The following is a 15,750-nucleotide window of genomic DNA, read 5'->3' on the forward strand; positions in this document are numbered from 1 at the left end:
AATATCAGTGTTTTTCTGGCTGGTATGCTTGCAGTTAGCGCTATTTTTATACTGCGCATGTCTCTTAAAATTTCCTCAGGTCTGAAGATGGCAAAAGCGAAAACCAATTTTACCTGCACTGAATGTGGTGGTATTGTTAATAAATGGGCTGGGCAATGCCCGGCTTGTGGGCAATGGAATACCCTGGTCGAAACTATCGTCGAATCAGTCGGTAACCGTTTTAGTGCCAAACCCCAGGGATTGGCACAATCTGCGCCTGTACTGAACCTGGCAGAAATTGAGGCGCTCGATGTGCCGCGTTTTGGTACTGGTATAGATGAGTTTGACCGCGTGCTGGGAGGTGGGCTGGTAGCGGGTGGCGTAGTGCTGATAGGTGGTGACCCCGGCATTGGTAAGTCGACCTTGCTGTTGCAGGCGCTAGCTAACCTGGCACGCATTAAAAAAGTCTTGTACGTTAGCGGCGAAGAATCGGGAGCGCAAATCGCCTTGCGCGCCAAGCGCCTGTCACTGGATGCCAAGGACTTGCAATTGCAGGCTGAGATACAGCTGGAAAAAATTCTTAATACCCTGGCTGAGCATAAGCCCCAGGTGGTGGTCATTGATTCTATCCAGACCATGTATTCCGATGCCCTGAGTTCTGCACCGGGATCAGTCGCGCAGGTACGTGAATGCGCGGCTCAGTTAACGCGCGTTGCCAAAACCATGGATATCACCATGATACTGGTTGGACATGTCACCAAAGAAGGGGCATTGGCAGGGCCGCGCGTGCTGGAACATATCGTCGATACGGTCTTGTATTTTGAAGGTGATACCCATTCCAGCTTCCGGCTGGTGCGGGCGATCAAGAACCGTTTTGGCGCAGTCAATGAGCTCGGTGTGTTTGCCATGACAGAAAAAGGTTTGAAAGGAGTCTCCAATCCCTCGGCCTTGTTCCTGTCCCAACATGACACCCCGGTTGCCGGCTCTTGCGTCATGGTTACGCAAGAGGGCACACGGCCCTTGCTGGTGGAGATACAGGCGCTGGTCGATAGTTCGCATGCGCCCAATGCGCGTCGCCTGTCAGTAGGTCTGGAGCAAAACCGTCTTGCCATGCTGCTGGCAGTGTTGCACAGGCATGCAGGCGTGGCAGCGTTTGATCAGGATGTGTTTATCAATGCCGTGGGTGGCGTCAAGATTGCCGAGCCAGCTGCCGATCTGGCCGTGCTATTGGCGATTAACTCTTCGATGCGCAATAAACCCCTGCCGCGTGGTCTGGTGGTGTTTGGCGAGGTTGGGCTGGCAGGTGAGATACGTCCGGCACCACGTGGACAGGAGCGCTTGCGCGAAGCCGCCAAGCTGGGGTTTTCCATCGCCATGATCCCGAAATCGAATGCGCCCAAACAAAAAATTGAAGGCCTGACCATCATAGGTGTGGACAGGATAGAAGAGGCCTTGTCCAAAATCCGCGATGTTGATAGCGAAATCCAGGATTAGATTTTTGCTGCCTTCAAATCTTTCAAGATAGCCTGGCTGGCTGCTATGCCGCTGCGCACTGCTCCTTCCAGGGTGGCAGGGTAATCGCCTTTGGTATAGTCGCCCGCCAGATACAGGCCAGCGTAAGCAGTATGATTGTCTGGCCGGTTCAAACCAGGTGTGCAACTGAAGGTGGCGCGCTTTTCCGAGATGCATTGATGCCATATCGGTTGTGCCAGTTCTGGCATGCCCAGGCTCTGTGCCAATTGGGCGGCAATATCCATTGCCAGTTCATGCCTGTCAATGTCAGTGGCTGCTTTTGACACACTGACAACCACTGCCAGCAAGCCAGCCTGATCTGGCTGCAACTGGCCACGGTCGAATACATATTGTCCCCATTTTTTTTGCGCGACGTCGTCAAGCAGGGCCAGCATGGCGCGCGGCAGTCGCACGCTTGGTGCGTATTGCAAATAACAGGTAGTGATGGGTTCGTAGCTCAGGTCACTGAGGGCAGGGATTGGCGCTGGCTGGTCTTTGGCTGGCAACGTGGACAGTAATCTGTCTGCATTGGCGAAATCGCATGCCAGTATGATTGCATCGTAGACCGGCAATTGCGCTTCAGCGTGTGCTTCGACCTGTTTCAGTTGTATTTGCCATTTACCATTTTCATTTTGCTGCAGACCAGTTACAGGATGGGCTGGCAAAACTTGCCCACCGTGAGCGCGTACGAATTCAGCCGCTTTTTCTGGGAAAATGCTGCTCAGGTCCAGGCGGGGTATCAGCATGTCAGAAGCTGCACGTCTGGCTCCCAGGCTGTCACGCAAGACATTTAAAAATACCTGGGCTGATGCTCGCTCTGGTGGTGTATTCAGGGCAGCAATACAGAGGGGTATCCACATCAGGCGGCATAGGCGGGGTGTCTGATCAAAGCGTTCGAGCAATTCCAGGACGCTGCAATCTTCGTTCAGGCGCCAACCCATCCAGCGAGCGGTCGAAGAAAATCTGGCCAGTGCCATTTTGTCAGAAAAGCTCAGGCCACTGGATTTAACCAGTGCCAGTAGTAGATGCAAAGGTGCTGGCAAGCGCGGAGCAATAAACGACATGCCATCTTCCAGCGCCGGATAAACCATTTGTAATGGCAAATTCAGCAGGGCAGTCTCGGTGTCCACACCAACCAGGCGCATAAGGCGCAAACTCTGGGTGTAAGCACCCAGCAAAATATGCTGGCCATTGTCCAGTTCATGTCCATGCACAGCGACACCACGTGCACGTCCACCCAGATAGCGGCTGGATTCAAGCAAAGTGACAGTGGCACCTTGTTGTGCCAGTTCACAGGCAGCCGCGCAACCAGCCCAGCCAGCGCCGATGACGGCGACAGACTTATTTTTCAGCGTCTCTTTTTTAGCCACGGACGTAGGTTTTCCAGGCTAACCAGAGTTTGCGTATAGGCGTCAGTGAGATACGCTGATTCAGTACGTGGAAGCCATCGTGCTGGATTTCTACCAGCAGGGCGCGATAGATTGCCGCCATGATCAGGCCAGTTCTTTGTGATTTGCGGTCTTCCGGCGGCAGCAGGGCAAAGGCTTCTTCATACAACTTTTGCGCGCGCTCATACTGGAATTGCATCAGGGCCTCAAATTGCGTGCTATGGCGCGCGTTCAAAATATCGGCTGCAGTGACATTAAATTGTTGCAATTCGTTGACGGGCAAGTAAATCCTGCCTTTACGCGCATCTTCACCCACATCGCGGATGATATTCGTCATCTGGAAAGCCAGGCCCAGCTTTTCGGCAAATTCACGGGTTTGCGGATTGGTGATGCCAAAAATACTGGCCGACAAAATGCCAACAACGCCAGCGACATGCCAGCAATATTTTTGCAGGGCGTTGAAGTCGAGGTAGCGGGTCTGGTTCAAATCCATTTCCATGCCATCGATAATCGCCAGCAGGTGTGCGCCATCAAGCTTATAGTCCGCCATGTGTGGCAACAAAGCCTTGGTCACCGGATGCGTAGGCTGATTTGCCAGCATCGCCTGGACTTCCTTGCGCCACCAGCCCAGCTTGCTGCGCGCCACCATATCGTCGGTGCTTTCATCGACGACATCATCAACTTCGCGGCAAAATGCATACAGGGCGGTAATTGCCCGCCTTCTGGCCTGGGGCAAAAACAAGAAACTATAGTAAAAACTGGAGCCACTTTGTGCAGCTTTTTGCTGGCAATATTCGTCTGGAGACATGCTGAGTGAGTAATAAGTGGCGGCTGCTAAAGCCAAAAATAAAGCCAAAAAAGTAGCTATGTTAACAAACTGTGGCAAAGCTCACAAATCTCTTGCTTGGATTGTGTAGCGATTGCAATGGTCATTATGGCTTCGATAGAGGAATTTCCGGCAGTTTACTGCAGAAATATGAATTTATTATTAATGAAGTAAGAGGACATTCCGTCTGAACACGGTTTTATACCGGTTTGGCCAAGCTGAAGGCTTTGTATAAGAAGTGTATTTTGATGTCAGAATAGACCTGTTTTATCGTAACATATTGTAATGAAAACGAAGAACTGCCTTCTTCATCAGGACTAAACGTATAATAGGCGGCGCGTTATAGAGCGATAGAGCGCCACGAAAAATCGGCGCGGCTTTTGAAATAATTACTCATTCGGACGAATATCTTGAATAAATCGAAATTTGCAGCATTAGTAGTTGGCGCGGGCATAGTCCTCGCCGGATGTGGTGGCTTTGTGTATACGACGGTTGGTGGCACTGTCACAGGTTTGGGTACTGGTGACGTCCTGGTCTTGCGTAATGAAGCCAATTACACCCAGACTTTGACCGTGGATGGTCCCTTCTCATTCAATGTGGCCAGTAATGGTGCTTACTCCATCAGTGTATTGACACAGCCAAATTCTGTGAACTGTACGGTAGCCAATGGCTCAGGAAAAATGTCCAGCGAGGCAGCAATCAAGAATATCGCCGTAACATGTGTACCTAATGTTCCTGTTGGCGGCACCTTATCTGGTATGGCTGATACTGGTTCCATCGTACTCGTCAATAATGCATTGACTACTGCAACAGTCACCACCAATGGTGCTTTCCAATTCCCTGCTTATGGCGTGAGTGGCCAGCCATTTGCGATTACTGTAGGTATCCCGCCAACATCTCAATATTGCACGGTGGCGAATGGTACTGGTACAGTGAATAATGCCAATCTTGCCGCTTCGTTGACCGCAGTAGTGACTTGTGTGCCTGCTGTGCCAGTTCAATTCACCGTCAATGGTCTGACTGCAGGTACTGTACTGACAATGGTGAATACTGTGGATGGTTTTGCTGATAAATTCGCAGTCAGTGCGCCGGGTAATTATCAGTTCAACTGGAGTTGGTTGACTGGCAGGGCATTCAACATCACAGTTGATACTCAGCCTACCGGTCAGACTTGTAAGGTCACTGCTGGCACGGGTTTTGTTGATGCCGCCAATCCTAACGCCTCAAGAAATGCGGTTGTAGATTGCGCCAAGACCTGATCCGAGTATGTAATGCAGTAATGCAGAAGTAAGTGAAAAAGCTGAGCAGATTTTATCTGTTCAGCTTTTTTTATATTGATCGGCAAGAAAACAAGTGGGCTGTGTCTGCCAGGCTTATAATTCTTCGAGCTTGCCTTGGTCATTGAAATAAAAAATACCCTCATGCTTGAAGCCCCATTTACCACCTTTCAGACGTATGAAGGGTTCAAAGCTGAAAAAGGCAACTGCTCCCAATTCCTGTTTATTATCTGAATGGATGTATTGGCGCTGGTCGCGGTCTGTGACTATACTGTGCCCCACATTATTGCGGTAATCCAGATTCACAAAGCCATTTTGCCGTATGCGCAAATTGGCCCAGTCAAATAACTGTCCAAAAGTGGTTTTTGGGGTCACGGTTTCCAGCATTTGTGCATGTAAATGCTGCTGGAAGCAAAGTCCGTTGCGAAACTCCAGCAGTTGCGGTGTCTGCGTGACCTTGCCATTCTCTACCGGGAAGGAGCGGGCACAATCTCCCCAATATTCGTCATGGACAGGGCTCAAATCCACGGTGATCAAATTGGCCTTGCCGACGACTTCCTTGCCGGGTTGATAATCGCTGCCAGAAATGGAAACACAGCTGCGTGAGCCAAGCAAGACCAGGGCAGGGCATTGGTGGTACCAGGTTTCGGAATAGCCAGACTCGCACAGCATGGCATAGGCTTTGTCGGCGATGGTTTGTTCTGTATCTTCAGCAGTGATCATGCCAGCCAGGCGCGCCAGTACTGTCTTGGCGGCGACCTGTATTTCCCTGTGCTTGGCGATTTGCAATGCTGTGGGCATGATATTGAGTAGGCTATCGTACAAAATGCGGGGCTTATTTGTGGTGATTGCTGCTGGAATTGTTATTGGTGTCACTGCTGTCGCTATTACTGTTATTCCCGTCGTTATTGCTATCGCTATCACCTTCACTATCACTGCTGGTGACAGCACGCACGCCAGCGCGAGTAACATCCACTGCAGTTCCGACTACGGCACTACCTACTTTAACTGTGGTTGAAACAGCAGCATCAGCGATCGCAATCACGGTACAGCCGTTAAGTGACAATAGAGATAGTAGGAAAACGCATCGATATATACAAGTTCGCATTCAGACTCCAGAATTCGGTGCAGACCCTGGCTTATTGAAGGAATGCCAGAGTCTCGCTGTTTAGTGTGATTGATAGTTTGATTTTAAGTTCAATCCTGCATATCTCCTATTGCTATTGGACAAAAACAGGAATGATTTATATGTTCTGGCTATTTTTTGATACGGCAAGATGTTCGCAATCGTTTGCTATGGGTTTGCTATGTATGTCATCTACATAGACTGATTTGTACCGATTTGTAATCACATGCTTTTTACATATTCTTGGCACGCCAGATCAATTTGAGCCAGTCTGTTTTACCCAGCTTGGGTCTGTGCTTGTATACATTGCAATCGACAGCTTCGATCTTTTCCAGGATGCGCAGTCCGCCCTGTACTACCAGGCGCAATTCCCATCCGAATCTGCCGGGCAGGCGCGTGGCCAGTCCGCTGCCTGATAGCATCATGTTCCTGGCACGTGCGACCTGAAAGCGCATCAGATTGCGCCAGTCATCATTTTGCATGCCACTGGCGATTTGTTGTTCACCTATGCCAAACCGGCTGAGGTCATCCAGAGGTAGGTAGATTCTTTGCTTTTGCCAGTCTATGGCGACATCTTGCCAAAAATTGATCAATTGCAGTGCACTGCAAATTGCATCTGAGTCGCGCAAATTCTCAGCACTGGCTTCGCCATACAGATGCAGCATAAGCTTGCCAACCGGGTTGGCAGAGCGGGCGCAATAATCCAGCAAGGTTGGGAAATCTGCATATCTGGCTGTCACCACATCTTGTTTGAATGCCGATAATAAATCGCGAAAACATTGCAAGGGCAGATCATATTCGCGGATCACCTTCGCCAGCGCCTTGAATAGTTGTGATTCGCTGCTACTATTTTTCTCTATGTTATCGAGTTCTTGTTCATGTTCCGCCAATTCTTTCAGTCTTTGCTCGGGGCTGGCATCACCTTCATCGGCAATGTCATCGGCACTACGGGCAAAAGCGTAAATGACCTTGACGGCAGGCCTTAGGCGGGCAGGGAGCAAAACAGAGGCAACCGGGAAGTTTTCGTAGTGGTTGACTGATATTTGTGACATTCGTGACATTTGCTGAGATAAATTCCATGAAAAGTCTTAATGACCGAAAAGTCATTGGCAAAAGCAAGATGCTTAACTATAATTACTAACCGCAAAGTCAGTTACTTGATAGTAGCATGCAGTCAATATAAAATATTAATAAAATCGCATTGTCATTATTACCCGTTTTGTTCCGGCCCAGAAAGCCTGCATAGTAAAGGAAAACTCCTGTGTTAACACCAGAAACTACCATCCATCCTCAAGCGAGGCAGTTTGCTGGAAGGCGCGCTGTTCCATTCGCCTTCATCCTTGCTTCTGCGACACTATTGCTCGCTTGTTCCAAGCCTGTCGAGAAAACTGAAGATATACGCCCAGTCAGGACCATTACCCTGGCAAGTAGCAATATAGATATCAATGCCGAATTGCCAGGCGAAGTGCGCCCGCGCATAGAGTCGCGCCTGGGTTTCCGTGTTCCTGGCAAAATCGTCGCCCGCAAGGTCGATGCTGGCACCCTTGTCAAACGTGGTCAGGTATTGATGCAGCTCGACCCGCAAGACCTGGCACTGGCACAGGTCCAGGCCAAAGCTGGCTTGTCTGCAGCAGAAAGCAACCGTGATCTTGCCAAGGCAGAGCTCAAGCGTTATCAAGAGTTACGCGCCAAGAATTTTGTTGCGGCAGCCGTGCTGGATGGTAAAGAGGTAGCGGCCAAGTCGGCACAATCAACTTACGAGCAGGCCCTGGCAGCTTATAAAAACCAGTCCAACCAGTCTTCTTACACCAGTCTGGTAGCGGATGTGGATGGTGTGGTAACCGGTATTGATGCCGAAGTTGGTCAAGTGGTTGCTGCTGGCACGCCAGTAGTACGTGTGGCGCAAATGGGTGCCATGGATGTGGTAGTCGGCATACCTGAAGATAAAATCAACTCCATCCGCCAGATGACGGACGTGAATGTGCGCTTGTGGGCTAATCCAGGTCAATCCATCCCTGGTAAATTGCGTGAATTGTCACCAATAGCAGATGCTGTGACGCGCACTTATACCGCCAAGGTCAGTCTCAGTGGTGACAATAAAGACGTGCAACTCGGCATGACAGCTTATGTTAGCTTCAATGCAAAAAATCCCAACAATGCGATCAAAGTACCTTTGACTGCCTTGTTCCAGGAAAAAAATGCGTCTTCAGTCTGGGTAGTTGAATCTGGCGTCGTCAGATTGGTGCCTGTGCAAGTTGCCGGTTCCTCCGGCGAAGAAGCTTTGCTGGCTGGTGGTGTTAAACCAGGTCAAGTGGTGGTGACAGCGGGAGCCAACCTGCTCAAGAATGGTCAAAAAGTGACTATTCTTGGAGTGGAGGCTGCCCCGACCCCAGCACCAACCGCCGCTGCAGCACCTGCCAAGGCCGTGGCCGCTGCCAGTGAGACAGCTCCGGCAGCAGCGGTCGCAGGAGCGACCAAATGAGTGATTCTTCACGTGGTTTCAATTTATCCAGATGGGCGCTGGAGCATATCCCGCTGACGCGCTATCTGATGGTCGTGCTGTTGCTGGGAGGCATACTTAGCTATAGCAGGCTGGGGCAGGATGAAGATCCGCCGTTTACTTTCCGTGCCATGGTGGTGCGGGCTATCTGGCCAGGTGCGACTGCCTTGCAAATGGCTGATCAGGTGACTGACAAGCTGGAAAAAAAGCTGCAAGAGACGCCGTATATAGACAAGATACGCAGTTACTCCAAACCAGGTGAAACTTTAATCATCCTGCAATTGCGTGAATCGACGCCGCCTAAAGATACGGCGCAATCCTGGTATCAGGTGCGCAAGAAGATAGGTGATATCCGTTCAACCTTGCCGCCAGGCGTACTCGGCCCATTCTTTAATGATGAATTTGGTGATACCTACGGTTCTATCTTTGCCTTATCCGGCGACGGCTTCAAGTATGAAGAAGTCAAGGAATATGCAGACTTCGTACGCCAGCAGTTCTTGCGCATCCCTTCCGTGGCCAAGGTTGAGTTATTCGGCGTACAGGATGAGAAAATCAATATTGAATTTTCACAAAAGAAGTTCTCGCAACTGGGCGTGCCTTTTGACGCCATCGTAGGGCAAATCAATTCACAAAATGGTGTTGAAGCCACAGGTGTATTAACGACATCGACCGACAATCTGCAAGTGCGTATTTCAGGCGCGCTGATGACGGTGAAAGAGTTGGAGAATTTGCAGTTGCGCGCCAACGGTACGACTTTCCGTCTCGGTGATTTTGCCACAGTCAAACGCGAGTATAAAAATCCACCGCAAGACAAAATGCGCTTCAATGGCAAGGATGTTGTCGGCCTGGGTATCTCAATGGAAAAGGGCGGCAATATTATCGAGTTGGGCAAGCACTTGCAAATTAATGTTGCTGAAATCAAGGCCAAACTGCCAGTGGGTATTACGCTGGAGCAGGTAACCAATCAGCCGGATGCAGTCAAGTCTTCCGTCGGTGAATTTATCCGCACTTTGATCGAAGCGGTGATTATCGTGCTGGCCGTCAGTTTCCTGGCGCTGGGTTTGCATACCAAACCCTTCCGCCTGGATATCTGGCCTGGTCTGGTAGTCGGTTTGACGATACCTTTGGTACTGGCGATTACCTTCCTGTTCATGCGCATACTGGATATTGATTTACATAAGATATCGCTGGGTGCATTGATTATCGCCCTGGGTTTGCTGGTCGACGATGCGATTATCGCGGTTGAAATGATGGTCAGGAAGATGGAAGAAGGTTTCTCGCGCTTTGATGCGGCAACCTTTGCTTATACTTCTACGGCCATGCCTATGCTGACAGGTACGCTTATTACGGCGGCAGGTTTCTTGCCTATCGGTCTGGCAAAATCTGCAGCGGGTGAGTATACCTTCTCAATGTTCTCGGTGAATGCTTTGGCTTTGCTGATTTCATGGCTGGCTGCGGTTATTTTTACACCGTATCTGGGTTATCTGCTGTTGAAGGTCAAGCCGCATGCCGGTGGTGGTGGCAGCGAACATGAGATTTTCGATACACCGTTTTACTCACGCTTCCGTGCACTGGTTAACTGGTGCGTGACCTGGCGCAAGACGACCATAGTCATTACGCTTGGCGTGTTCATGCTGGGTGTGTACGGATTCAAATTCATTGAGCAGCAATTCTTCCCGGATTCCAGTCGTCCTGAGTTGATGGTGGAATTGTGGTTGCCCGAAGGTTCTTCTTTCAAGGCGACAGAGGCGCAAGCCAAGAAATTTGAAGCCTTCATACAGAAACAGGAAGGGGTGGAAAGTGTCACCAGCTATGTAGGCACGGGTAGTCCGCGTTTCTATTTGCCGCTGGATCAGATTTTCCCGCAAACCAACGTGTCGCAGATCGTGGTCTTGCCTAAGGATTTGAAAGCGCGTTCTGCATTGCGTTTGAAAATTATCGAAGCCTTCAAGAAAGATTTTCCTGAGGTGCGTGGTCGTGTGAAACTGTTGCCTAACGGCCCACCAGTTCCTTATCCAGTGCAATTCCGTGTGACCGGCCTGGAAGTGACCAAGGTCAGGGAAATTGCGGACCGCGTGAAAGAAGTCATGCGCGCCAATCCGAACACGGTTGGTGTGAATGACAACTGGAATGAATCGGTCAAGGTGGTGCGTATCGATCTGGATCAGGATAAATTGCGTGCCTTGGGCATTACTTCGCAAGCTGTCATGCGCGCTGCGAATACTATCCTGACAGGTTCTACCGTAGGCCAGTTCCGTGATGGCAATAAGCTGATTGATATCGTGGTACGTCAGCCAGTAGATGAGCGCTCTACCATTGATGCATTGGGTAATGCCAATGTGCCTACAGGCAGCGGCAAGTATGTACCATTGTCGCAAGTTGCCCGTATCAACCTGGTCTGGGAGCCGGGTGTAGTCTGGCGCGAAGGTCGTGAATGGGCGGTGACCGTGCAATCTGACGTGGTGGATGGTATACAAGGCCCAACAGTATCTAGCCAGGTATCACCGAAGCTGGATCAGATCAGGGCCAGCCTCTTGCCGGGTTACAAGATAGAACTGGCAGGTGCAGCAGCGGATAGTGGCAAGGCGCAAGAATCGATTGCAGCCAACGTACCTTTGGTGATCTTTATCATCTTCACCTTGCTGATGTTGCAATTGCATAGTTTCTCCAGATCCTTGCTGGTATTCCTGACCGGACCTCTGGGCGTGGCAGGGGCGGCAATGGCCTTGTTGATACTGCAACGTCCATTCGGATTCGTGGCCCAGCTTGGCGTGATTGCCTTGTTCGGTATGATTATCCGTAACTCGGTAATCCTGATTGACCAGATTGAACATGATATAGGTGAGGGCGTTGCGCCTTGGGATGCGATTGTGGAATCGGCAGTTCGCCGCTTCCGTCCCATCATCCTGACAGCGGCGGCAGCCGTACTGGCGATGATACCTTTGTCGCGTTCCGTGTTCTGGGGCCCGATGGCGGTCGCTATCATGGGTGGCTTGATTATTGCCACTGCCTTGACCTTGTTGTTCTTGCCAGCTTTGTATGCTGCCTGGTTCAGGGTCAAGAAAACCAGTATTTGACCCCGTTTGTGACCTTGTCCCTGCCAGTGCATATGCGCTGGCAGGGATTAAAAATGGGGTAAATCGGGTTATAGTGCCTGTATTAAGTGTTTAGCTTGCCTGTATTGGGCTCGTATTTAAAAAAATAAGGCACATGCTGGTAAAATCCAGTAGAATATCGGGCTGGAGTTGTAATGCCACATACATCAGTTTTGGGCGACGCTTGAATTTCGGGTCGCCCTTTGCTTTTGTAACGGCCGTGCTCAACGTGTGGCGGCATTGCGCCGGTGAACATAAACATACATCCCGCGAGGATGGCGAAATTGGTAGACGCACCAGGTTTAGGTCCTGACGCCAGCAATGGTGTGGGGGTTCGAGTCCCCCTCCTCGCACCACAGAATTTTTACTATTTGGACGATTTTCATGGCAACTGCAGTCGAAACTTTAGATAAATTGGAACGCCGCTTGACGATTTCCTTCCCGGTAGCCGATGTGCAATCGGAAGTTGAAAAACGTTTGAAACAGCGTGCACGCACAGCAAAAGCGCCTGGTTTCCGTCCTGGTAAAGTGCCTATGAAAATGGTAGCTGCGCAATACGGCTATCAAGTAGAAACAGAAGTGCTGAACGACAAAGTCGGCCAGGCTTTTGCTGCTGCTGCAAATGAAAACAAATTGCGTGTTGCTGGTTACCCAAGTATAGAGCCAAAGTCTGGATCAGACGTGGCTGAAGGCAGCTTGGCATTCGATGCAATTTTTGAAGTGTATCCAGAAATCACAGTCGGTGATTTGTCTGTTGCTGAAGTAGAGCAAGTCAAATCTGACGTGACAGACGCTGAAATCGATAAAACGATCGATATCCTGCGCAAGCAACGCGTGCATTTCCACGTTAAAGGTGAGCAGGGCGCGCATGGTGACGGTGGTGCAGACCAGTCCGCACAAAATGGCGACCGCGCTACAGTAGATTTCGTAGGCAAGATCGACGGCGTCGAATTTGCTGGCGGCAAAGCTGATGGTTTTGCATTTGTACTGGGCGAAGGCCGCATGTTGCCTGAGTTTGAAACAGCAACTATCGGTTTGAAAGTTGGCGAATCCAAGACTTTCCCATTGGCTTTCCCTGAAGACTACCATGGCAAGGATGTTGCCGGTAAGACTGCAGAATTCACCATCACTCTGACAAAACTGGAATGGGCGCATATGCCTGAAGTAGATTCCGAATTTGCCAAAATGCTGGGCGTAGAAGACGGCGATCTGGTCAAGATGCGCACTGACATCAAGGAAAACCTGGAGCGCGAAGTGCGCGGTCGCGTTAAGTCCAAGACCAAAGAAAGCGTCATGGATGCACTGGTTAAAACAGTTGAATTCGACGTGCCTAAAACCCTGGTTGCCCAAGACAGCGAACGTCTGGCAGAAATGACACGTCAGGACATGGCCCAACGCGGCATGAATGTCAACGACGTACCATTCCCTGCTGACCTGTTCAATGCGCAAGCTGAACGTCGCGTTCGTTTGGGTTTGATCCTGGCTGAACTGGTCAAGGCTAACAGCCTGCAAGCAACAACTGAACAAATCAAAGCGCAAGTTGAAGATTTTGCTCAAAGCTATGAAGACCCACAGCAAGTCGTTAAATATTATTTTAGCGACCGCAATCGTCTGGCTGAAGTTGAAGCCCTTGTATTAGAAGAAAACGTCGTTAACTATGTGCTTGGTAAAGCGAAAGTCACAGACAAAGTTCTGCCTTTCGACGAATTGATGGGTAACAACGCACAAGCGTAACAATTAAAGGAAAACACATGACAGGCATCATCCGTAATTCGGCACTGGACACAAACATGCTGGGCATGGTGCCTATGGTGATTGAGCAAAGTGGCCGAGGTGAGCGTGCATACGACATCTATTCCCGCTTGCTCAAGGAACGTGTGATTTTCCTGGTTGGTCCGGTCAATGACCAGGCTGCCAACCTCATCGTTGCACAGTTGTTGTTTTTGGAAAGTGAAAATCCTGACAAGGATATTTCACTTTACATCAACTCACCGGGCGGCTCTGTTTCTGCAGGTATGGCGATTTTTGATACCATGCAGTTCATCAAACCTGATGTGTCGACTTTGTGTACTGGCCTCGCGGCATCCATGGGTGCCTTCTTGCTGGCTGCCGGTGCCAAAGGGAAGCGTTTTTCTTTGCCAAATTCTCGTATCATGATTCATCAACCTCTGGGCGGCGCCCAAGGTCAGGCATCTGATATTGAGATCCAGGCACGTGAAATCCTGTACTTGCGTGAGCGTTTGAATGGCATACTGGCTGAAAAAACTGGCCGTAGCCTGGAGCAAATTGCTAAAGATACAGATCGTGATAATTTCATGTCAGCAGACGCTGCTGCAGAATATGGTCTGATCGACAAGGTGTTGGCACATCGCGCTTAAGTCGCTTAATCAACTAGCTTGTCAAAAGAAGAACGCCTGTTCCGTGATGGTCCGGGCGTTTTTTTATTCTGTTCTATAATGTCTCATTGCTCCCCATGATTGCATATTGATGTCATGACGAAAGCCGTTTTTGCAGGTAATATGCAAGTCCAAGAAGCTGAGGAAATTTGTGCTTGATTTGCGCGGGCAAAGCCTGAGTGAAATCCTGTCAAGCCGCAGCTTATTTGCTAATTTTATAGATTAATTTTGTTTATTTCATATACGTATCATGCCCGATAAAAAATCCTCCAGCGGAGAAAAGTTGCTCTATTGCTCGTTTTGCGGCAAGAGTCAGCATGAGGTTAAAAAATTAATTGCAGGGCCATCCGTATTCATTTGCGACGAGTGTATCGATTTGTGCAATGACATCATTCGTGACGAAGTGTCCGAAATTGATAATATTGCCAGCGCGAAAACTGAATTACCCACGCCGCAAGAAATCACTGACTTGCTGGACCAGTACGTCATTGGGCAGCTGGGCGCCAAGCGTATTCTGGCGGTAGCGGTGTACAACCATTACAAGCGCCTCAAGCATCTGGGTAAAAAAGACGATGTCGAACTGGCAAAGAGTAACATCTTGCTGGTTGGCCCAACTGGTTCCGGCAAGACCTTGCTGGCGCAAACCTTGGCCCGCATGTTGAATGTACCTTTCGTGATTGCTGATGCAACTACTCTGACCGAAGCCGGCTATGTTGGTGAGGACGTAGAAAACATCATTCAAAAATTGCTGCAAAATTGCAACTATGAAGTCGAGCGCGCGCAAAAGGGTATTGTTTACATTGATGAAATCGACAAGATTTCCCGTAAATCAGACAATCCTTCGATTACCCGTGACGTCTCTGGCGAGGGTGTGCAGCAAGCTTTGTTGAAACTGGTTGAAGGTACGATGGCATCTGTGCCGCCTCAGGGTGGCCGCAAGCATCCGAATCAGGATTTCATCCAGATTGATACCACCAATATCATGTTCATCTGCGGTGGTGCGTTTGATGGCCTTGCCAAGATCATTTCTGACCGTTCTGAGCGCAGCGGCATAGGCTTCTCTGCCAGCGTCAAGAGCCAGGCAGAAAAGAGCGCCAGCGAAGTCATGCAAGATGCTGAGCCACAAGATTTGATCAAGTTTGGTCTTATTCCTGAGTTGGTTGGTCGTTTGCCTGTCATCGCCACTTTGAATGAGCTGGATGAAGCTGCCCTGATCCAGATTTTGGTCGAACCAAAAAACGCCCTGATCAAGCAATATGCAAAATTGCTGGAGATGGAAGGTACTGAATTGGAAATTCGCCCGGCTGCCTTGCAGGCGATTGCCAAAAAAGCGATTAAGCGTAAAACCGGTGCCCGTGGTTTGCGTTCCATCCTTGAGCATGCCTTGCTGGATGTTATGTACGACTTGCCTAGCCACCAGAATGTGGAGAAGGTTGTTATTGATGAAAGTACCATCACCAATGGTGCAAAACCCTTGTTGATTTACCATGAACAGCCAAAAGTTTCAGGTGCCTGATAGTATTGTTTGCTAAGAAGTAAGAAAAATGGGGAGCTAACTCCCCATTTTTTATTTATTTGCCTTGTTTTAATTTGATTCGAAGTACAATGGATTAACAAAACGATTCTGGCTTCAATCGTAAAGCTACCCGGA

12 protein-coding genes and 1 tRNA gene are annotated in these 15,750 nt (G+C 49.7%); 8 read left to right on the forward strand and 5 right to left on the reverse strand.

What is annotated here, in order from left to right; translation table 11 throughout:
- Window positions 1-87 precede the first annotated feature (87 nt).
- Window positions 88-1,473, forward strand: a complete 1,386-nt coding sequence (gene radA, locus ACO0LD_RS15890) for a DNA repair protein RadA (protein WP_423008476.1) — start codon at window positions 88-90, stop codon at window positions 1,471-1,473.
- On the opposite strand, the gene hpnE is transcribed toward radA, so the two are convergent.
- Together hpnE and hpnD are read right to left on the reverse strand one after the other, a co-directional pair.
- On the reverse strand, window positions 1,470-2,861 hold the full coding sequence (hpnE, locus tag ACO0LD_RS15895; protein ID WP_423008478.1) for a hydroxysqualene dehydroxylase HpnE: 1,392 nt from the start codon (window positions 2,859-2,861) through the stop codon (window positions 1,470-1,472). The two genes, radA and hpnE, sit on opposite strands and share 4 nt — an antisense overlap.
- The gene (hpnD, locus tag ACO0LD_RS15900; protein WP_423008839.1) at window positions 2,854-3,687 is read right to left on the reverse strand and encodes a presqualene diphosphate synthase HpnD; all 834 of its coding nucleotides are present in this window, start codon (window positions 3,685-3,687) and stop codon (window positions 2,854-2,856) included. The genes hpnE and hpnD overlap by 8 nt, the downstream gene beginning before the upstream one ends.
- Before the next feature lie 428 nt (window positions 3,688-4,115).
- Here hpnD and ACO0LD_RS15905 point away from each other — a divergent pair, with 428 nt between their 5' ends.
- Complete coding sequence (locus ACO0LD_RS15905) at window positions 4,116-4,964, forward strand: hypothetical protein (RefSeq protein ID WP_423008480.1); 849 nt, start codon at window positions 4,116-4,118, stop codon at window positions 4,962-4,964.
- Between the two features lie 114 nt (window positions 4,965-5,078).
- On the opposite strand, the gene ACO0LD_RS15910 is transcribed toward ACO0LD_RS15905, so the two are convergent.
- The 3 genes from ACO0LD_RS15910 to hpnC form a co-directional block, all read right to left on the reverse strand.
- Complete coding sequence (locus tag ACO0LD_RS15910; RefSeq protein ID WP_423008482.1) at window positions 5,079-5,783, reverse strand: M24 family metallopeptidase; 705 nt, start codon at window positions 5,781-5,783, stop codon at window positions 5,079-5,081.
- A gap of 34 nt (window positions 5,784-5,817) precedes the next feature.
- Window positions 5,818-6,027: a hypothetical protein gene (locus ACO0LD_RS15915; RefSeq protein WP_423008484.1), complete on the reverse strand. Its 210-nt coding sequence runs from the start codon at window positions 6,025-6,027 to the stop codon at window positions 5,818-5,820.
- Window positions 6,028-6,341: 314 nt separating this feature from the next.
- The gene (gene hpnC, locus ACO0LD_RS15920; protein WP_423008841.1) at window positions 6,342-7,151 is read right to left on the reverse strand and encodes a squalene synthase HpnC; all 810 of its coding nucleotides are present in this window, start codon (window positions 7,149-7,151) and stop codon (window positions 6,342-6,344) included.
- 218 nt (window positions 7,152-7,369) lie between these two features.
- On the opposite strand from hpnC, the gene ACO0LD_RS15925 reads away from it, so the two are divergent.
- From ACO0LD_RS15925 to clpX, 6 genes are all read left to right on the forward strand, one after another.
- On the forward strand, window positions 7,370-8,590 hold the full coding sequence (locus ACO0LD_RS15925; RefSeq protein ID WP_423008486.1) for an efflux RND transporter periplasmic adaptor subunit: 1,221 nt from the start codon (window positions 7,370-7,372) through the stop codon (window positions 8,588-8,590).
- Window positions 8,587-11,685 (forward strand): efflux RND transporter permease subunit, encoded by a 3,099-nt coding sequence (locus ACO0LD_RS15930; protein ID WP_423008488.1) that lies wholly within the window; start codon window positions 8,587-8,589, stop codon window positions 11,683-11,685. The genes ACO0LD_RS15925 and ACO0LD_RS15930 overlap by 4 nt, the downstream gene beginning before the upstream one ends.
- Window positions 11,686-11,972: 287 nt before the next feature.
- Window positions 11,973-12,059: transfer RNA gene (locus ACO0LD_RS15935), tRNA-Leu, on the forward strand.
- 28 nt (window positions 12,060-12,087) lie between these two features.
- Window positions 12,088-13,437, forward strand: a complete 1,350-nt coding sequence (gene tig / locus ACO0LD_RS15940; RefSeq protein WP_423008490.1) for a trigger factor — start codon at window positions 12,088-12,090, stop codon at window positions 13,435-13,437.
- 17 nt (window positions 13,438-13,454) lie between these two features.
- Window positions 13,455-14,081, forward strand: a complete 627-nt coding sequence (gene clpP, locus ACO0LD_RS15945; RefSeq protein WP_423008492.1) for an ATP-dependent Clp endopeptidase proteolytic subunit ClpP — start codon at window positions 13,455-13,457, stop codon at window positions 14,079-14,081.
- A 268-nt stretch (window positions 14,082-14,349) separates the two neighbouring features.
- A complete protein-coding gene (gene clpX, locus ACO0LD_RS15950; RefSeq protein ID WP_423008494.1) occupies window positions 14,350-15,615 on the forward strand; it encodes an ATP-dependent Clp protease ATP-binding subunit ClpX in 1,266 nt (421 codons plus the stop codon).
- Window positions 15,616-15,750 lie beyond the last annotated feature (135 nt).

The sequence above is a fragment of the Undibacterium sp. Ji83W genome (genome assembly GCF_049340385.1).
In the GTDB taxonomy this organism is placed as follows: domain Bacteria; phylum Pseudomonadota; class Gammaproteobacteria; order Burkholderiales; family Burkholderiaceae_D; genus Undibacterium.